This window comes from Spirochaetales bacterium, assembly GCA_016930085.1.
Classification (GTDB): Bacteria; Spirochaetota; Spirochaetia; order SZUA-6; family JAFGRV01; genus JAFGHO01.
The window spans coordinates 1-18,467 of record JAFGHO010000005.1 but is presented as its reverse complement, the minus strand read 5'-3'; the positions used below and the strand labels follow the sequence as shown (position 1 = coordinate 18,467).

Here is an 18,467-nt window from a genome sequence, read left to right as displayed (position 1 = left end):
ATGGAAGTTGTCGATGATATCCGCGAAAAATCTTACAATCTCTAATGCAGATCGCGGTTACCCTGCATTGTTACTATTTTATGTCGTCATCGGATAACGACATACCTCCTTCCGCCGCTTCATCCGTCATACTGAGGGAACCGTCCAGGGTCCGGGAACCGGTAAGGGAAAGCCACCCTTCCTTCACGCCGTATTTCTTCCGGATCAAGGCGATCGAACGCTTCGCCGCAGCGCGAAGAAAGGGATTTTCCATCAGTTTCCGGGCTACGGCGTTGAGGGGGACCACCGCGTCGATCGTGCCGCAGGACGCGAGAGCCTTTACCGCCGATTTTCTGATTTCATAATCATCATGGCCGAGCAAATCGATCAGGGTCCGGCAAGCCCTCGTTGACGCCGTTTGTCCGAGAATCCCGATAAGTTCAAGCTGAATCGGTACGACAACGGTCATTCTGAGAAACGAAAGAAGCGGCCCGACTTTGACAATCCACCTGTTTTCATTCATTCTCCTGATTATTTTCATTTTAATATCGTCGGGGGCCTCATGAAGACGCTCGTAGAGTTTCATAAACCCGGCTTTTCCCAGAAACTGCGCTGCAGCATACTTTATCTCCCAGCCGGGAAGCCCGAATGTCTTTTCCGCGGTCTCTTTTGTTTTGGGGTCATCCGGATAGTAAAGGATGAGAAAATCGAGGTTCTTCTGCCGGACACCCCGGTACGAATCATGTAAGGCGTTCTGGATGAGTTCCTCTATTATGGATCGTTTCGCTTCGAGGAGAGGACGCAATTCAAGGATCAGCCGGAACATTTTCTCGAGGGCCGGCTGCCTGACATATGCCATGCCGACACGTATGTTGTCGTCTTCTGTGAGAAACCATTCGGCCATGCCGGCGATCTTTACAAGGAGAATCCTCAGCTTTTCATTGAAAAAACAGGCGGCACCGGCGGTGTGCCGAACGGAAAAATACACAGCCTCATCAAATATCGAATCGCCTGTCTTGCATCGTGTCGAATCCCTGTTATCACCATCCGTAAACAAGATATTTTTCTCAATACGGAGTCCGTAAGGCAATTTTTTATTCATCGAGAGACAAAAGACGACGCTGTCCTTAAATACGGAAAACCGTGTACGCATGGTAAGCCGCGCCCCGCCGATCACGGCATCGATTGCCGGCCTTTTAAATACACCGTGTCTGGTTACGGTAATTCCCTTTTTTCTTGCGATTTCTTCAAAGGCATGAGACGCGTTTATATTGAACGAGAAGGCATAAAAGATAAACCCGAAGAGAAAAGGAAGGGCAATTATACCGACTGCGATAATGACGTTAAGGGCAAACATGTTTTCTTTTCCTGTCCCGGATTATACCGTTTTTATTATAATCCAATCACACCAGGAATGCAAAACGGACAGTTGCCGAAATATATTAGTAATATGCTCATTTATATTGACATTATCTAAATATATCATTATAATTATTGTAATATTGAACTTATTGAGGAGGAAGAGATGAAAAAAGATATAATGCTATCATTACTATTGCTTTTCCTTGTTCTCCTCCCGCTTTCCGCGCACAAGCCGCTTTTTGACGCAAAAAACAAAGACAACGTCGTTACTATCAGCAATCCCGGGATTTCACAGGTCGTTTACCACGATGTTGAAACCGACGGGGACCGTATCTGGTTGAAGTTCAGCGGGGAAAAGGATGATGAGGTCTATATCAGTATAGGTGTTCCCGTAATCGGACGGCTTTCAGGGTTCAGACCGGCAGTCGCCCTGCTTGGACGTGGACTTCCCCCACTTGAGGACCTTCCTGTCGATCTTCCCATTAAAACCGGTTATTTCTTTCCGACAACAGGGACCGGCCATCCCAGGTATTTTCACGAACCCTTTACCGATACGGCGTCATGGATCCTGCTGGAACAAAGAGTGAGGCTTCCCCAAACGGGGACCTATTATGTGCTCGGTATCACCGGCGATACACAAACGGAAAAACAAAAGTTCTGGGTATCGATAGGGGAGAAGGAAAATTTCGGACTATGCGATCTTTTCAGTTTTTTCGACTGGAAAAGGCGAGTCAGGGATTTTCACGAAGCGGATTCCAATGATATTGATACGGAGGACGCAGAGAAATTTTATAAAAAACCGTGATGAAAAACCGTATGAAAATCATACGGATATTCGTCGTACTTATATGAGCCTTCCTGCACCCGTTACAATGCAACCTCCCACTGGTTGCACGCCCGCCGTTTTCAACAGGCGGGCTTTTTTTATGATACTACAGATAGAGACTGATTATTAAACATTTACTGTCGATTTTGAAAAACAAACACTGTATTGACAATAATGTAAAAATAGAGCATATTATTTTATGCTCTATACACGAAATATTATACCATTCATCATCAAGGAACTTTCTTCCCCCGAGATTCTCATCCTGTTGGGAAGCAGACAGGTCGGTAAAACCTCAATTCTACAGCTGATGGAAAAATATTTTTTAACAAACGGCATACATTATTTATCACTGGATCTTGACATTGAAACAAACCTTGAAATCCTTTCGACGTATGAAAATACACTGGATTTTATTAAAACGAAAGGACTTGATCCTGTTACTGATACATTTGTTTTGCTTCTTGATGAGTTTCAAAGAGTAAACCGGGCCGGGAAAACACTTAAAAACCTTCATGACCATCACAAGAATATAAAAATAATCGCAACAGGTTCTTCAAGTATAGAAATCAACAAGACTATTTCAGAGTCGATGTCGGGAAGAAAAATGATTTTCAGAGTATTTCCTCTTTCTTTCAGGGAATACCTTATTTTCAAGGAATTGGACAATCTGCTTGATATATATGACTCCTATATACCCGGACAGAATATCTCTTCCTTCATTTTCAACACGTTCGAGAAGCATTGTATGGAAAAAATAATTTTCGGCTCATATCCTGCCGTTGTTCTTGAAAACGACAGAGAAAGAAAAGGCAAAAAGATTTTTGATATTCTCAATTCTTATCTGAGAAAAGATATCAGAGAACATTGCGGTGTTTCGGACACCGTCAGGTATAAAAATGTCCTGGAGTTTCTTGGAATCACCGCGGGGAATCTGATGAACATCAATAAAATTGCAAATCAATTGGGCACGTATTACAGAAAAATTAATGACATCGTCAATATTGCCATAGAAACATATATAATCGAAATCATCAGGCCATATTTTAAAAACAGAAAAAATGAAATCGTAAGAAATCCGAAGATATATTTTGAAGACACGGGGCTGAGAAACTTTCTTATAAAAAACATGAATAATGTTCCGGCATTAAGGAATGACTGGGGTATACTCGTTGAAAATTTTTTTTATAATGAGATTGTAAATAACATCGATATCTTTACCGAAATTAAATTTTTCAGAACAAAAAGCGGTACGGAAATCGATTTTCTCCTTATAAAAAACCGTACCATACTCCCCGTTGAAGTGAAAAGCGGCACCTGCGGATTTATTCCGCTTTCACTTCTCAATTTCTGTATAAAAGAAAAAATAAAAAAAGGAGTAATCATGAATAAAGATTATTCGGGGATAACGGAAAAAGAGGGAATCACCTTTGTTTTTATCCCATACGTCTTTTCTTCACACGTCTCGAACCTTCTCGGAGGAGAATAGTAATATTTATTAGCAGATGATACGTCTATTCTTGACAATACGTATTAAATGTTATATATTTTATACGTAAGGGGATTACAATGAATAAAAAACTGACGTTATCGCTTGATGACAAAATTATCGAGAAAGCGAAGCAGTATGCCTCGAATAAAAACGAATCGTTATCCGAAGTGGTCGAGAATTATTTCAGATTGATTACATCCGGCGATAAAGAAATTGAAGATGATATATCTCCAACGGTTCGGGAATTGCTTGGATCGGTTCACGTACCCGATGATTTTGATTTCAAAAAGGCGAAATATGAATATCTGAAAGAAAAATATCTCGATGACAAGACTATTCATTGACTCGGACATTATTCTGGATCTGCTTCTTAAAAGAAATGATTATCAAAGCACTGCAACATTAATGTCAAAAATCGATAACCATCGATACGAAGGGTATACAACCCCGCTTGTCGTTGCGAATATTCATTACATTATGACAAAATTCGGAGGAAAGAAAAGATCAATCAAAAATATTAAAAAACTAAGAAAAATATTATCCATATTGACGATAGATGAAGAAACAGTGGACGAAGCATTATTGACGGATGCGGAAGATTTTGAAGATGCAATGCAATTTATTACAGCGAAAAAAAATCATATCGATTTTATTATAACAAGAAATAAAAAAGATTATAAACAATGCGGACTGCCTGTGCTGAATTCAAAGGAATTCCTGCAAATTGAAAAATGAAAGCGTTTTAGACATGATTTTTCCAAAGGAACTGATTGACGAACTGGAAAAAAAATGAACAAATCCCATGAATTACAGTCAAATCTCGAGATTTTAAAAAGCAGCCATGCCCCACTATCTGATTCAGACAAAAAGTTAATAATAAAAACTAATCAGGCAATAAAACGTATGTGGCGGGAGTATCTTGAATCTGCCGAACGCAACAACCTTCTGAACGATAACGGAGAAATCGTTTATAGATTACGAGAATTGGAATCCGAAAACTTCAGATCGGCGTTATCCGAATGTATTGCCTGCTGGTTCTTCGATAAGAAACTGAAGCTGAAAGTATTTCCAAAACCTGCCGGCAGGAACAACAGAGTTCTCGACATGGACGTGATAATTGAAAAACGAAAGGTTGGAATAGAAGTCAAGGCGCCTTATCGCAAAATACAGGAAAAAGCAAATGCCGTCGATCACAGTGCCATTATCGGTAAAATCATAAAAAAAGCGAATAGGCAATTCACGGATGAAACTCCCAATATCCTTGTTATTGTCCCTTCAGGATACTCATTCTATACATGCAGGCTTCCCTTAATAAAGGCGCTTCTTGGAAAACAAATGATAACATTTGAGATATATAATGACACTGGCAGCGCCGTTGGGGAAACCGGTATAAAAACAGTATTGGACGGCCGTTTCACAAAACCGATAAAAGAGGATTCCAGTCCGGGTTATACCAGGATCAGCGCTATTATCGTTATAGAATCCTGGCTTAAAGAATACACAATAAAAATTTTCGGCAGATATTTTTTACTTTCTTATAAAATGAAGCATAATATAGTTGTCCTTCATAATCCTTTTGCAAAACAGAAAATTTCCACAACTATATTCAAAAAATGGCCGCAGTTGATCGTGAATAACGATCATATGATATAGACGGATAAACAGGGATTCCAGTCAATAGTTAACGAATTAAGTGGTGTCAAAGTTATATAACTTCAGGAAACCGTTGGAAACCCCATTCTTGCCATCGCTACGGATAACTGTTATGATATAATGGTGACGAACATAAAAAAAACTCTCTCTCTAATAAAAAACACGGAATCTCCCCTGAAACGGCAGCTTCTTGTTGACCGGGATTATCTTCACAAAAAAGCGGTCAGCCCGGAAAACGATATATGGTCCGAACTGATATCATTGAAGAAAAAGGCATCGCAATGAAACGTATCGTACGGCACCTAAACGACATATCGCCGCTCGAGTTCCTTCGTCTGCGGGAAAGACTGGGATTCGAATGCTACAGAAAAACGACGAAGCGAAGTGAAGAAAAACGAACTATTCTCCTTCGCCTGAATCTTATTAAAATCGCAGAAAATGAAAAAGACGATTTCATAGTACTAAGCCGCCGTCGCAGACGGATATTTTTGTAATACCGGCTTTGTGTCTCCTCCTGCCGGACCTTGCTGCCGGTTCCGGCCTCGGTCATACGAAAACAATAATTTTACCAAAGCTGCTACCATTTCGTTTCAAAATTGATTACACTACTATTATCGTATGGACAACAACGTAAGAATCGACAGCGCCTCACTCTTCGAGCATTTAAAAAGCGCCGTGATTCAGATCGACAACAAGGGCGCTGTGCTTTACGTCAACAATCCCTGTCTTGCCATGTTCGGATACACGAAAGAAGAACTCATTCATCAAAGCATACTCAGGCTGCTGGCGCGGGATTATCACCGGGAATTCCGTTATAACCTTTTTGCTTCCCTTATGAAACGCGTCGGAGAAGAAAAAAGGACGATGAAGCGAAACACGATACTGAAAGCGAAACATAAAAAGGGAAGGCTCTTTTCGGTCGAACTCACGCTTATCTGCTTCCTTGAAAACAACAAACGAATACTCCTCATCATCATCGACGATCTATCCCTTTTCGAAAGCCTTCAGGAAATGCTTCGGGTAAGTAAAAGCAATTATATCACACTGGCCGAAAACGCGGCGGAGGCGATTGTGCAGATCGACAAGGATTTTATTATCAAATACGCCAATATCGCGACAGAAAAGGTTTTTTATTATAAAAAAAAGGAGCTTCTCGACAACCATGTCAGGACAATACTGCCCGGCGGGGGATTCGAACAGTACAGATCGATCTTCGAAAAAGCCTCCCATGACGACGCCGGGAAAAAAGGGTTTGAAAGCCAGGCAAAAAGCCTTGAAATCATCGGCCGGAGAAAGGACAACCACCTCTTTCCCCTCGAAGTCTCTTTCGGAAGCTGGATCGGGAAAGGCGATGATAGAACACTCACCTTTATCATGCGGGATATCACGAGCCGAAAAAAAACGGAAAAACACCTGAAACATCTCGCCTACCACGACAAACTCACCGCTTTGGGAAACCGGGACCTCTTCGATCTCTACCTGAAGGAAATACTGCAAGAGATGAAACGGGAACCCGGAAAAATCGCGGCCCTGCTTTTTCTCGACCTCGACGGATTCAAGAAAGTCAATGATACCCTCGGGCATACGGTGGGAGATAAAATCCTGATCGAATGTTCTCAGCGGATCAATAAATGCCTGCGGACGAACGACCATATTTATCGCTTCAGCGACGCGCTCGATATGGACAGATTCACCGATTTGTACCGCTTCGGGGGAGACGAGTTCGTCATCCTCCTTCCCGAAATCAGAAAAAAAACCGATGCGGCTTTTATCGGTCAGCGTATCATCGATTCGATCAAGCAACGCTTTCCGGTGGAAGGTTCCGATCTTATATCCGAGGTATCCCTCGGATGCAGCATCGGTATCGCATTGATACCACAGGACGGGGCAGACATCAACACCCTCGTCCGAAACGCCGATATGGCGATGTACAAGGCAAAAGAAACCGGTAATTCCTTCAGTTTTTTTACCGAAGAAATGAACCAAACCGCGATTGAAAATCTGATTCTTGAAATGGAAATCCGCAAAGCCCTTGAACACAACGAATTCGCGTTGTATTATCAGCCGATTGTCAACGAAAAGGGAACCCTCATCGGCGTCGAGGCATTACTCAGATGGAAGCATCCGGATAAAGGACTCGTCCTCCCGTCGAAATATCTTCCGTTTGCCGAGAAATACGGTCTTTTCGATCTTATCGGGAACTGGGTGATAAAAACCGCCTGCCGGCAGGCCCGTGAATGGAGAAGGAATTTTCATCCCGATTTCTACGTCAGTATCAATGTCTCGGTAAAACAATTCGAACGCTACGACTTTATCCGTTCGATCACCAACATCATCCACTATCTGAAACTCGATCCCGGACGCATCAAGCTGGAGATAACGGAAAGCCATCTCATGAAAAATCCCGAAAAGACGATAGCGACAATCAGGGAACTCAAGCACCGCAACAGGGGTATCTCGATCGCACTCGACGATTTCGGAACGGGGTATTCTTCCCTCAGCTATCTTTCGACACTCCCGATCGATATTATAAAAATAGACAGATCGTTTATAACCAAAATCGAAAAAACCGCAAACCAGAAAATAGTCAATACCATCCTCATGCTCGCGAAGGGACTCGGCATGGAGGTTATCGCCGAAGGGGTCGAAACCGGAAAAGCGCTTGAAATACTCGTTTCCCGGGGAATCACTCTTTTTCAGGGCAAATATATCAGTAAAGCCGTTCCTTCTGAGGAGATAACGGCGATGCTTGTAAAAGGAAATCTCAAGATCATATCCCCCCCGATCAAACAATGAAACTCCGCAGGAACGGATAAGGGCATTGCAGGTGCCTATCAATCCGCTTTGCCGGTTTTACGATGTAACCATCACCCTGTTTATCGTGTTTGACTCTCCTTCATCAACAAATCGGGAAGACGGTAGACATCCTCCATGGATTCCACGAGAATTCCTCCCATTCCTTCACGGACCGGCAGTTCCACATCGACCTCGAACCTGTCGCCGATACTGATACAGCGTTCGGGCGGCACCCCTATTTTTTCGGCCGCTCGATAGAAGGGCTTCATCGATGGTTTCGACACAAGTGTCTGGTCGAGGCCGATAATGACCCGGAAAAAGGAATCGATACCGAGTACCCGCAATGTCCGTTCACCGATGATCCGCGTGTTGTTCGTGACCGCGGCACACTGAAATCGTTCGGAAAGCCTTTTCATGGTATGAACAAGCCGCCGGTCAAGGCGGAGATAGGCTTCCGGATTGAAGAGGGAGGATCTCCACCTGCAGTTTTCTTCGATACTGATTCCGAATCCCAGAAGAAAGAGGTTTCCCATGCTCAGCTTTTTACCGTTATTGGCCTTCATATATCCCGTCTGATACTCATCCGCCGCCTCGAGGGTCTCCTCATACGAACGTCCGGTTATCCGGGCCAGTTTTTCGAGGAGCAGCCGTTTCTGACTCTCGTAGTATTCCCTGTTGTCGTAGAGGGTGAGATCGATATCGAAGATAAGCCCCTCGATGATGGGGGGAATCGTCGCTATTTCCATGAGAAAAAAATATATCATCGCGATTTCTTTTACAAGAGTCTTTGCGATTGATTGATTAAAACGAAAATCCTGAATATATTTTTATCATGAACCTCGAGTTTCATTATTATATTGTTTACATCCTCAGCAAGGAGGCGGGCTTCTCGGACGGGGACAGCCATATAATCGCCTATTCATCACAATATACCGACAACAATCTCATCGGTCGCAGAATCAGGGTAAACGGATCGATCTATGAAACCATTCCCACACAGAATTACGGATGGTGGGACGATTATTATCCGAAAAACGTCTATATCCCTTTTCACTTCTTTCCCGGCGACCCGGAATATCCCGGCTGCCGGCGAAAAGACGGGAAACGGAATCATCTCAACACGACTCCCGGCTCATCACGGGTCAAGGAACTCCTCGTCGCCGGGCTGAAAACACGAAACCTCTACCGTGTGGGAATCGCCGTGCATACCTATGCCGATTCATGGGCGCACCAGAATTTCAGCGGCGCCGATGAAGCGTGGAACCTCGTCGATCCCCAGTCGATCATTCCCCATATCGGTCACGCGCAGGTACTCGGAAAACCGGACGGACTGACCGGGAGATGGACCGATGCCCGGCTCGAGGGCGACCTTGCGGCTGTCGACAATACGGACCGTTTTCTCAAAGCGGCGAAACAGATATACAAATACCTGCGGACATACAACCACCTCTCTTTCGAGGATCATGACGTGGTGATCGAAAAGGTGAAATGGGTAAGCGGGATCGAAAGCCGCCTTCCGAGCTACATGGAAAGCCGTATTTACAGCTACATCATCGATGAAAACATACAAAAGTACGATAAATACGAATGGTACAGGGAAGCGGTATTCGACGACGAGGTTGTCCTGGATGATGCGAACGGCTTTGTCGGGTATGACAAACTCCTTTGGGCAAAGGATGCCTTCCTTCACGGCACGAAAACCTCGGGAAAACCGGCCCTCACGGCAAAGGCGGGCTTTCAGGACAGCCATTATTACCGGTGGAACGAGGCGGCAAAGGAACACCTGGCAACGGCACGGCAACTGCTCAAAGGAATCATATAAAAAAAGGAGGGAATATGGCAAAAGCGGCATTGTTACTTGCAGAGGGATTCGAGGAAGTCGAGGCCGTCACCCCGGCTGATTTTTTGAACAGGGCGGGGATCGATGTTCTTCTTGCGGGAATCGGATCAAAAACCGTCACCGGTTCCCACGGAATCACGATTCAGACACCGTATGAAATCGGCGAATTACCCGACGACCTCGACGCCGTCATCATTCCGGGCGGTCTTCCGGGAGCCGAACACGTTGCGGCTTCCGGCCGTGCAATAGAGCTGATACGGAAAATGAATGAAAAAGGGAAATACATAGCGGCAATATGCGCGGCACCCGCCTATGTGCTCGAAAAATCGGGTGTCATAAAGGGAAAAAAGGTCACCTGTTATCCCGGATGTGAAACGAGGTTGAGTGGTTCATATTTCAGTGAAGACCGTGTCGTCGTTGACGGTAATATTATTACCAGCAGGGGGCCCGGAACGGCGGCCGAGTTTGCAATCGTTCTTATCGAAGTTCTTGCGGGAAAAACCGCTGCTGAAACCATTCACCGGAAAACGTTGCAAAAATAACGGAAAGATCCTTGACACGAGGCGGGTGGCGATAAAAAAAAGACCCACCGATTTCCCTTTTTTCAGGAATAATTGGCAGGTCTTGTCGCACCCACAATAACAATCTGGTTTTAATATACATTGTGCCGGGTAAAAAGTCGAGCTTTTTTTTAAAAAAAGATTATTTTTACCGCTATTTTTCTGTTTTTACGATAATATACAGGGATATGAAAAGAAAGTACGATCTCATCGTCGCCGGTGCCGGGACCGCAGGCTGTATACTCGCAAAAAAAGCTGCCGAAGCAGGCTATCGCGTCGCCCTGCTTGATGTAAAAAAACGCGCCGATATCGGTTTTAGTTGGGATATCGCGGTTGAGAAACATGTTTTCGGCCGTATCTGTCTGAAAATACCTGATAAAAGGCTGCTTACGGAAAGCCCGGAACAGTACCGTTTTTACGCTGAACATCCGGATTACCATATCCGAATGGACGCGTTCGGTGATTCGGTGTTTTATATCAACCACAGGGAGCTCAACCGGTACCTTCTCGATATAGCACTCGCGGCGGGGGTGTCCTTTTTTGAAGGCCACGATGTCAAGGAAATTCTCACAGACAATACAACGGTCTGCGGTGTATGCGGTATCCGAAAAGGGATATTCAGGTCATCCTACTTTTCACTGAAAGCGCCGGTGACATCGGACGCAACCGGTTTTCACAGAGTACTCTCAAAACAGGTACCGCCCGCGTTTATGATACAAGGGTCTGTTGAAAAAAAGGATATGGTCTTTGCATGGCAGGAAGAAAGGGAAATGCCGCAGAAATATGTAGAGGAGTTTGTCGAATCGACCGGCATCAAACCGGGAATCTTCTACACATGTCTGGGCCACTATAACGCGTACCGTATGATGTTTTTAAGAAAGAACAATACCCTGCTTCTCATCTTCGCGACCCCGCAGGAAGAACAAAAAGTGTCCGCCCGGCGGCGCTGTGAAGAGTTTCTAAAGGATTACCCGTATATCGGGAAGCGGATTGCAAGCGGCGGCAAGATGATCGGCATCCGTCACTCGATCGACAGCATGGTGGGAGACGGTTTTCTCTGTGTGGGGGACGCGGCGTGCCAGAACGTGCCTATCACGGGAAGCGGCGTGTCGTCTTCTCTCTACGCCGCGGATATCGCCGCTTCGACGATCACGAAAGCCCTCAACCGCGGCGACGTCTCCACATCGTCCCTCTGGTCATACAATCATCATTATCAGACAAAACGGGGCGCCATCATGGCAAACTACGATATCATACGGCTTTTCCTCCAGCACCTCGGGGTCGAGAAACTCAAAAAAATATTCAGATCGGGATTGTTTTACAATGAAAATTTCATGCAGCTTTATTCTTCAAGCCAGATCAACTACGATATGCATCATATCGCCGACGTATTCCTCAAAATGTTTACCAATCCCGGCCTGTTTTCCATCGGCGTCGATATCGCGCAGACAATCGTGGATGCGAACCGCATATTCCAGTACTATCAGAAATACCCGCTTACCGACAACAAAATCACGTTTTTCCAATGGCGTTACAATGTCAACCGTTATTTCAAAAAATATCATTATTATAAAGAATTTGCTGTTGACTATGTCGCCGAATAATTAATACATTGTGTCTATGGGATTGATGGAATTTATTCGAAGACCGGTACGATATACATTTTATAATGTCACTTTTATCCTTATCGGGATCAATGTGGGAATATTCCTATTGAATCAGCTTTTCCCTTCTTCGTTTTTTGTCCTTGGACTGTTTTCACAGGCGGGTGTCATGGCGCGGGGATACTTCTGGCAGGTCTTTACCTATATGTTCGTCCATTCCCCCGCCAACCTCTTCCACCTCATTTTCAATATGTTCGGCCTTCTCATATTCGGGTCCGCACTCGAACGGCGGCTCGGCAGCAACGAATTTCTGGCCCTTTACCTGGTCACCGGCACGGCGACCGGTATCGTCGCCTTTTTATTCGGGCTGAATGTCGTCGGGGCCTCGGGGGCGTTGTACGCGCTGCTGCTCGGCTACGCGACCCTCTTTCCCGACGCGACAATACTCATGAGTTTCATCATTCCGGTCAAGGCGCCGATCGCGGTCCTCATTTTCACCGCCTTATCGGTCTTTTTCTATTTTACCGACCGGACCTCCGGCATATCACACCTCGCTCACCTTGCCGGTATCGTTTTCGGGTACCTCTACTTCTGGATACGCCTCAAGATGAATCCCATTCGAATATTCATGGACCGATATCGATAAACGGTAAGCGAAAGTCCCCCCCCTTCCGATAATCATACTGATGGTACGCAATCACCTCCTTCTGTCGTTTATATTCCTGATGACCTCCGCCTTCCCGATTTCCGGTCTGGAGCCGAGTCTCGAACGGATAACGATCTATCTCTGGTGCGACCTCGAACCTTTTATATCAGAGGAAAACGAGGAAATCCCCCTTTCCCGCGAAGAGGCCTCCCGCCGGGCCCTGGAAGAGGCGCGGATTATTATCTCGGGAATGATATACGGGTACTCGTTTACCTATATTCCCTACGACCGCAGCCGGCAGGCACAGGAGGTATTCGACCTGGTGCCTGTGGCCGAAATCAAATGGGGGGATCCGTATCTCAAAATCGTCGATTCGGAAGTCCACGGTAAACGGCTTTTCCTTACCATCACCTACACCCTCCAGGCCCATCAGGCCCGGCGGCTTCAATCATGGAAAAGCGTCGCTTTTCCCGTCGCCTCGGGCAAAGGGGAAAGCGATTTTTTCAGCGGATACAAAGAAAAAAGAACATCCCTTTCCAATGCCGTAAAGGAAGCGGTCAGAAATCATCTGCGAAAACGGCTCGCCAACAAACCGAGGGAGATAACCGGCGAGGTAATTTTAGCTTCATCGCCGGACACCTTTGTCCGCGCCGGTTTGTACACCACAATCGTAAAAATAAGACTCCATATCAGGGAGATCATCCCCTACCGTGTTTTTTGAAAACCCCTTTCATTTATACATTTTATTTCTTGACTATTGGCACCCCGTGAATTAGCATTTATGCTGAATCATATTGTGAAAGGAGAAAAGCCATGATCTGGTATATTATCGCCATTATTCTCATCGCGATAGGCATCGGTCTTTATATCGGTTCACGATCCAATAAGGAAAAAATCTACCAAATGAAAGCGGCCCAAACCTATAAGGTATCCGAGCTGGCACAGGAGGCAAAGGATGTTGCCGAAGGCCTGGGAGAACCCGGCTCGTTCAATAAAATCGCCGAGGTAAAAGGGCGTGTCGTCTGCGACAATCCGCTGACATCGGAACTGGCGCAGAAAAAATGTGTCAGCTATGTCTACCGGATCACGCGGAAATGGGAGGAAACATATTGGGATACCGACGAACAGGGCCGCAGGCAGCAAAAAACACGTCAGGGTTCTGATACCGTAGCCCAGAACGAGCGTTCGGTTTCCTTTTTTGTTCAGGATTCGACCGGTAAAGTAAAAATAAACCCCGAAGGCGCCGAAATGATACGGGAAAAGGTGTATTCCCAGTTTCAGCCGGGTGAAATCGGCGGCACAACGGTAAGGATCGGTCATTTTTCCGTCTCGATTCCATCAATCACGGTGGGCGGCGGAAGAAGGACATTGGGTTATGAATATGAGGAATCGATCCTGCCGCTGGACACAGACATTTATGTACTCGGTGAAGCGGCCGATACCGGCGGCGATATCGCATTGCAGAAACCATCGGATACAAAGAAAAAGTTTCTGATCAGCGTCAAAAGCGAAGAAGAGCTTCTCCGTAATCTAAAAGGGGCGATGACGGCCATGCTGATCGGCGGTGTCGTATGCGGTATCGGGGGGATTGTCGTTCTGATACTTCAAATCCTCGGCATTATGCCCAACAATTAGTCGACCGATGCAGCCGTTAATCGCTTCAACCCATGAACCCGATGCGTCTATCCGAAAAAACGCTTATCGTTCCATTTTATTCCGCAACAAACAGACGCGACGGATAACGGATGTATTATTTTACTTGCAAAACGGGCCGGAATCCGGCATAATGGAATAACGTAATGGAAATCAAAGGGACTGAACAATTATCAAAGCTTATCGATACCTCGCTTCCGAAAAACGTATTGCATGCCGTTAAAAAAATATTTTTTTCCCATTATCGCCACGGTCTTTTCGGAAAAATCACGGCGACATTCAAAAACATCAGACGTCTTTTCCGTGGAAGATATCCCGGTTACAGGGAATGCAATACCTTTTATCACGATCTGAAACACACCCTCGAAACATTTCTCGCAACCGCCCGCCTGATCGACGGCTATAATATCGAAAAGGAAAAACTGCCCGTTAACCTGGTACTCCTGCTTTTAACATCGGCGTTATACCATGATGTCGGCTATATACAGGAAGAATGGGATAATGAGGGAACGGGCGCAAAATACACAAAGGTACACATCCAGCGAAGCATCTCCTTTCTGGAAAAACATAACGGGAAACTGAAACTGACGCAGGAAGAAATCGCCACGGTCACACGGCTCATCCGCTGTACCGGGCTTTCGAGTGAATTCAATACGATCGCCTTTTCATCCGAAGAAGAAAAAACAGCCGGAGCGATACTTGGGACCGCCGATCTGCTGGGCCAGATGTCGGACCGGACCTACCTCGAAAAACTTCTTTTTCTCTACTACGAGTTCAAGGAAGCCGGCATCGAGGGGTACAACACGGAGTTCGACATAATCAAAAAAACGATCGATTTTTATACGATAACGAAAAAAAACTTCGAAACGGTACTCATGAATGCGTATACATACGCGGCGAGCCATTTCGAAAAACGATTCAATATCAAGCGAAATCTTTATATCGAAGCGATCGACCGTCACATCGGCTATATCAAAAAAATCATCGCCGATGATTCCACCAATTTCAGGAACAAGCTCAACAGGGCAAACTGGGTGGAAGAATATATCTATTCCTGATAAAGACTCAATCTCTCGCTTTCTCAATGATTACATCAAAATTTCAATGACAATAAAATTTATTTGACCCCGCCCGTTTATCCGTGCTATACTGAAACACCGGCAAAACTTCCCGCAATCGACGGGGATGTCGATATGCCGGAGAAAATAAAACGAAAAACGTTAAAAAGATAACAGGATTATATAAAGATAAAAATAAACGGAGGAACCAATGAAAAAAATATCGCTTCTTATCGGTCTTTTTTTATGTTTCACAATGACAGTCCTTTCAGCCCAGGACCTGGGAGACGCGAACAATGACGGGACGATCAATATCGTCGACGCCCTCCTTGTGGCGCAGTTTTATGTCGGTTCGGAGCCGTCGCCGTTTTTCAGTGAAGCGGCGGACGTTAATTGCGACAGTACGATCAACATCGTGGACGCGCTTCTTGTCGCCCAGTTGTATGTCGGCCTTATTTCCGAGTTTCCGTGCGAAGGGACTCCCGGTCCCACAAATCCGCCGACCGCAACACCGGTGGCGACCGATGCCGCGACCGTTCCGCCGACAAGTCCCCCGCAGAGCGAAAACCTCGCTCCCAATCCCGGCTTTGAAAACGGAACCACGGACGGGTGGTACCCCTTCTGCGAAGGCTGTTCTCTGGAAGCGACCACACAGGCGGCGCGGACGGGAAACTACTCCGGCTATATCTCCGAACGGAACGAAGAATGGAACGGTCCCGGGCTGGACCTGCTCCCGATTTGCGAAGACGGCAGAACATACAGGATATCGGTCTGGGTGAGACTGGCGAACGCCCAGACGGACAATTTCAAGGCGACGGTGAAAAAAGTCGACGGTGATGGGGAATCATATGAAATTCTCGCTACAAAAGACGTGACCAATGCCGAATGGACCGAAATGTCGGGTTTCTATACACTCTCGATAACGGGCACCCTCGAGGAACTCGTCATGTATCCCGAGGACGTTCCCGTAGAGAGAACCTATTATGTCGATGACGCGGAAGTGATCCTCCAGTCGGACGACTGGGAGGGTGAAGCGAACACCCGTATCGAGGAAACCAGGAAACGGGACGCCGTGCTTTCTATCGTCGATGCGGGCGGCTCCCCGGTACAAAGCGGGACGATCCAGGTCAGGCAAACCCGCCACCAATTCGCTTTCGGCACCGCGATCGCTTCGGAAATCAATTCGAACGCAACCTATGCCGATTTTTTCAAAAACAATTTCGAATGGGCGGTTTTCGAAAACGAATCGAAATGGTACTCGAACGAAAGCAGCCAGGGGAACGTCTCCTACAGTACCGCGGACCAGATGTACGATTTCTGCGAAACCAATAATATAAAAGTCAGGGGCCATTGCATTTTCTGGGCCGTCGAGGATTATATCCAGGACTGGGTGAAAAACCTTTCCGCACAGCAGCTCCGGTCCGCCCTTGAAAGCAGACTGAACAGCGTGGTCACCCATTTCAAGGGAAAATTCCTGCACTGGGACGTAAACAATGAAATGCTCCACGGTTCCTTTTTCAGGGACAAACTCGGGGATTCGATCGTGCCGTGGATGTTCGAGGAAACGCACCGGCTCGATCCCGATTGTCTGCTTTTCGTCAACGATTACAATGTCGTGACCTACGGCGAAACCGATCTCTATATCGCCCAGATCCGGGATCTGCTGGACCAGGGTGCACCAGTTCACGGCATCGGCGTACAGTGCCATTTCGAGGATGAAATCAATCCGTACGTCGTCTACGACAGGATCGATAAACTCTCCCAATTCGGGATTCCCATCTGGTGTTCGGAGTTCGATGTGGAAAACTCGAACGTCACGGTCAGGGCGGACCTCTTCGAGACCTTCTACCGCGTCGCGTTCAGCCACCCGGCCGTCGAAGGGATCATGATGTGGGGGTTCTGGGCCGGAAGGCACTGGAAAGGGGCGGACGCGGCGATCGTGGACCAGGACTGGACGATCAATGCCGCCGGAAGACGCTATTTCGACCTGATCGACGAGTGGACGACGGAAACGAGCGGGAGTATCTCGGGCGGCGAATATTCGTTCAGGGGCTTCCACGGCGAATACGAGGTGATCACCGGCGGTGCGGTCGGTACCTTCACGCTTTCGCCCGGAAACGGAGCGGCGAGAATCACCGTCACGGTCAGTACCGACGTCACTCCGGCGCCGACCGCCGGACCGACGGCCGTTCCGGGTTCGACAACCGTTCCCACCCTTCCCCCCGGCTTCGTGGACGGTGAAATCGCAATTCAGTATATGTGCAGTGAAAAGTCATCCAGCGCGAGTCAGATCAAACCCCAGATCAATATCATTAATGGCACTAATGACGGCTTCTCGCTGAGCGATCTCAAGGTCAGATATTATTACACAAAAGAAGGATCTTCCGCCGAAGAGTTCACTACCGATTACGCGGTCATCGGAAGCGGCAACGTGACCGGAACCTTTCACGACGGCTACGTCGAAATCGGATTCTCGAGCGGCGCGGGCACCCTCGACGCGAAAACACAGACAGGCCAGATTCAGATCAGAATCAACAAGGCCGACTGGACGGCCTACGACCAGACGAACGACTATTCGTTCGACGCCTCCTATACATCATTCGCCGTGTACGACAGAATCACCCTCTACCGGAACGGCACCCTCCTCTGGGGACAGGCGCAGTAACCATGACGAGTGTACCGTAAGAGGTTTTACATATTACGTGAAGCCCTCCTCTCCGTCTACGGAAGGGGGGCTTTTTTATACATTTCAAAGCGACGTCTCCGGCTGACGTCCCTCGGCATATTTCCTTTTCAGGCTGAAAAGATAACCCAGATAATAGACAAACGACAGGACCCCGTATCCCCCCAGGGAAACCGCGAACCAGAAAACGAAACGGTTGTCGGGACTATTCAACACGAGGAGAAAAAGCGTAACCGTCAATTTCACCCCGTCACCTGCACCGGCCCGCTTCTGCCGACAAGAAGGCAGGAGGTAAAAGAATGAACAGGAAAAATG

General features: G+C 46.6%; 18 protein-coding genes. 15 read left to right on the top strand and 3 right to left on the bottom strand.

Translation table 11 applies throughout. The features are described 5' to 3' along the window. Nucleotides 1–73: 73 nt before the first annotated feature. Nucleotides 74–1,336: a HEAT repeat domain-containing protein gene (locus JW881_00350; protein MBN1695934.1), complete on the bottom strand. Its 1,263-nt coding sequence runs from the start codon at nucleotides 1,334–1,336 to the stop codon at nucleotides 74–76. Between the two features lie 168 nt (nucleotides 1,337–1,504). On the opposite strand from JW881_00350, the gene JW881_00345 reads away from it, so the two are divergent. From JW881_00345 to JW881_00315, 7 genes are all read left to right on the top strand, one after another. Further along, nucleotides 1,505–2,146 carry a hypothetical protein gene (locus JW881_00345; GenBank protein ID MBN1695933.1) on the top strand — a complete coding sequence of 214 codons (642 nt, stop codon included), beginning with the start codon at nucleotides 1,505–1,507 and terminating at the stop codon, nucleotides 2,144–2,146. A 220-nt stretch (nucleotides 2,147–2,366) separates the two neighbouring features. Then, nucleotides 2,367–3,656, top strand: a complete 1,290-nt coding sequence (locus JW881_00340; GenBank protein ID MBN1695932.1) for an ATP-binding protein — start codon at nucleotides 2,367–2,369, stop codon at nucleotides 3,654–3,656. Between the two features lie 80 nt (nucleotides 3,657–3,736). Continuing rightward, nucleotides 3,737–4,003, top strand: a complete 267-nt coding sequence (locus tag JW881_00335; GenBank protein MBN1695931.1) for a hypothetical protein — start codon at nucleotides 3,737–3,739, stop codon at nucleotides 4,001–4,003. Then, entirely contained in the window at nucleotides 3,984–4,394 is a 411-nt protein-coding gene (locus tag JW881_00330) for a PIN domain-containing protein (protein MBN1695930.1), read from the top strand. Before JW881_00335 ends, JW881_00330 begins: the two co-directional genes overlap by 20 nt. A gap of 54 nt (nucleotides 4,395–4,448) precedes the next feature. Further along, nucleotides 4,449–5,312, top strand: a complete 864-nt coding sequence (locus tag JW881_00325) for a hypothetical protein (GenBank protein ID MBN1695929.1) — start codon at nucleotides 4,449–4,451, stop codon at nucleotides 5,310–5,312. Between the two features lie 242 nt (nucleotides 5,313–5,554). Further along, nucleotides 5,555–5,806 (top strand): hypothetical protein, encoded by a 252-nt coding sequence (locus JW881_00320; GenBank protein MBN1695928.1) that lies wholly within the window; start codon nucleotides 5,555–5,557, stop codon nucleotides 5,804–5,806. Between the two features lie 124 nt (nucleotides 5,807–5,930). Continuing rightward, nucleotides 5,931–8,108: an EAL domain-containing protein gene (locus JW881_00315; GenBank protein MBN1695927.1), complete on the top strand. Its 2,178-nt coding sequence runs from the start codon at nucleotides 5,931–5,933 to the stop codon at nucleotides 8,106–8,108. A gap of 80 nt (nucleotides 8,109–8,188) precedes the next feature. Here the strand turns inward: JW881_00315 and JW881_00310 are convergent, their stop codons facing one another. Beyond that, nucleotides 8,189–8,872 carry an HAD family hydrolase gene (locus tag JW881_00310; protein MBN1695926.1) on the bottom strand — a complete coding sequence of 228 codons (684 nt, stop codon included), beginning with the start codon at nucleotides 8,870–8,872 and terminating at the stop codon, nucleotides 8,189–8,191. 68 nt (nucleotides 8,873–8,940) lie between these two features. On the opposite strand from JW881_00310, the gene JW881_00305 reads away from it, so the two are divergent. From JW881_00305 to JW881_00270, 8 genes are all read left to right on the top strand, one after another. Then, nucleotides 8,941–9,930 (top strand): hypothetical protein, encoded by a 990-nt coding sequence (locus JW881_00305; protein ID MBN1695925.1) that lies wholly within the window; start codon nucleotides 8,941–8,943, stop codon nucleotides 9,928–9,930. A gap of 14 nt (nucleotides 9,931–9,944) precedes the next feature. Further along, complete coding sequence (locus JW881_00300; GenBank protein MBN1695924.1) at nucleotides 9,945–10,490, top strand: DJ-1/PfpI family protein; 546 nt, start codon at nucleotides 9,945–9,947, stop codon at nucleotides 10,488–10,490. A 206-nt stretch (nucleotides 10,491–10,696) separates the two neighbouring features. Further along, complete coding sequence (locus JW881_00295; GenBank protein ID MBN1695923.1) at nucleotides 10,697–12,112, top strand: NAD(P)/FAD-dependent oxidoreductase; 1,416 nt, start codon at nucleotides 10,697–10,699, stop codon at nucleotides 12,110–12,112. A gap of 25 nt (nucleotides 12,113–12,137) precedes the next feature. After that, complete coding sequence (locus JW881_00290; GenBank protein ID MBN1695922.1) at nucleotides 12,138–12,758, top strand: rhomboid family intramembrane serine protease; 621 nt, start codon at nucleotides 12,138–12,140, stop codon at nucleotides 12,756–12,758. Nucleotides 12,759–12,798: 40 nt separating this feature from the next. After that, entirely contained in the window at nucleotides 12,799–13,479 is a 681-nt protein-coding gene (locus JW881_00285) for a hypothetical protein (protein MBN1695921.1), read from the top strand. Nucleotides 13,480–13,571: 92 nt separating this feature from the next. After that, a complete protein-coding gene (locus tag JW881_00280; protein ID MBN1695920.1) occupies nucleotides 13,572–14,393 on the top strand; it encodes an E3 ubiquitin ligase family protein in 822 nt (273 codons plus the stop codon). A 164-nt stretch (nucleotides 14,394–14,557) separates the two neighbouring features. After that, nucleotides 14,558–15,469 (top strand): hypothetical protein, encoded by a 912-nt coding sequence (locus JW881_00275; GenBank protein MBN1695919.1) that lies wholly within the window; start codon nucleotides 14,558–14,560, stop codon nucleotides 15,467–15,469. Between the two features lie 211 nt (nucleotides 15,470–15,680). Next, nucleotides 15,681–18,134 carry an endo-1,4-beta-xylanase gene (locus JW881_00270; GenBank protein MBN1695918.1) on the top strand — a complete coding sequence of 818 codons (2,454 nt, stop codon included), beginning with the start codon at nucleotides 15,681–15,683 and terminating at the stop codon, nucleotides 18,132–18,134. Between the two features lie 84 nt (nucleotides 18,135–18,218). Here the strand turns inward: JW881_00270 and JW881_00265 are convergent. Beyond that, on the bottom strand, nucleotides 18,219–18,467 hold a 249-nt coding region (locus JW881_00265; protein ID MBN1695917.1), incomplete at its 5' end, for a hypothetical protein.

Excerpts from the sequence above, each read along its gene's own strand:
- JW881_00335 (MBN1695931.1), top strand. The coding sequence starts at position 3,737 with ATGAATAAAAAACTGACGTTATCGCTTGATGACAAAATTATCGAGAAA.
- JW881_00340 (MBN1695932.1), top strand. The coding sequence starts at position 2,367 with ATGCTCTATACACGAAATATTATACCATTCATCATCAAGGAACTTTCT.
- JW881_00320 (MBN1695928.1), top strand. The coding sequence starts at position 5,555 with ATGGTCCGAACTGATATCATTGAAGAAAAAGGCATCGCAATGAAACGT.
- JW881_00295 (MBN1695923.1), top strand. The coding sequence starts at position 10,697 with ATGAAAAGAAAGTACGATCTCATCGTCGCCGGTGCCGGGACCGCAGGC.
- JW881_00305 (MBN1695925.1), top strand. The coding sequence starts at position 8,941 with ATGAACCTCGAGTTTCATTATTATATTGTTTACATCCTCAGCAAGGAG.
- JW881_00290 (MBN1695922.1), top strand. The coding sequence starts at position 12,138 with ATGGAATTTATTCGAAGACCGGTACGATATACATTTTATAATGTCACT.
- JW881_00345 (MBN1695933.1), top strand. The coding sequence starts at position 1,505 with ATGAAAAAAGATATAATGCTATCATTACTATTGCTTTTCCTTGTTCTC.
- JW881_00315 (MBN1695927.1), top strand. The coding sequence starts at position 5,931 with ATGGACAACAACGTAAGAATCGACAGCGCCTCACTCTTCGAGCATTTA.
- JW881_00300 (MBN1695924.1), top strand. The coding sequence starts at position 9,945 with ATGGCAAAAGCGGCATTGTTACTTGCAGAGGGATTCGAGGAAGTCGAG.
- JW881_00285 (MBN1695921.1), top strand. The coding sequence starts at position 12,799 with ATGGTACGCAATCACCTCCTTCTGTCGTTTATATTCCTGATGACCTCC.
- JW881_00270 (MBN1695918.1), top strand. The coding sequence starts at position 15,681 with ATGAAAAAAATATCGCTTCTTATCGGTCTTTTTTTATGTTTCACAATG.
- JW881_00280 (MBN1695920.1), top strand. The coding sequence starts at position 13,572 with ATGATCTGGTATATTATCGCCATTATTCTCATCGCGATAGGCATCGGT.
- JW881_00325 (MBN1695929.1), top strand. The coding sequence starts at position 4,449 with ATGAACAAATCCCATGAATTACAGTCAAATCTCGAGATTTTAAAAAGC.
- JW881_00350 (MBN1695934.1), bottom strand. The coding sequence starts at position 1,336 with ATGTTTGCCCTTAACGTCATTATCGCAGTCGGTATAATTGCCCTTCCT.
- JW881_00330 (MBN1695930.1), top strand. The coding sequence starts at position 3,984 with ATGACAAGACTATTCATTGACTCGGACATTATTCTGGATCTGCTTCTT.
- JW881_00310 (MBN1695926.1), bottom strand. The coding sequence starts at position 8,872 with ATGATATATTTTTTTCTCATGGAAATAGCGACGATTCCCCCCATCATC.
- JW881_00275 (MBN1695919.1), top strand. The coding sequence starts at position 14,558 with ATGGAAATCAAAGGGACTGAACAATTATCAAAGCTTATCGATACCTCG.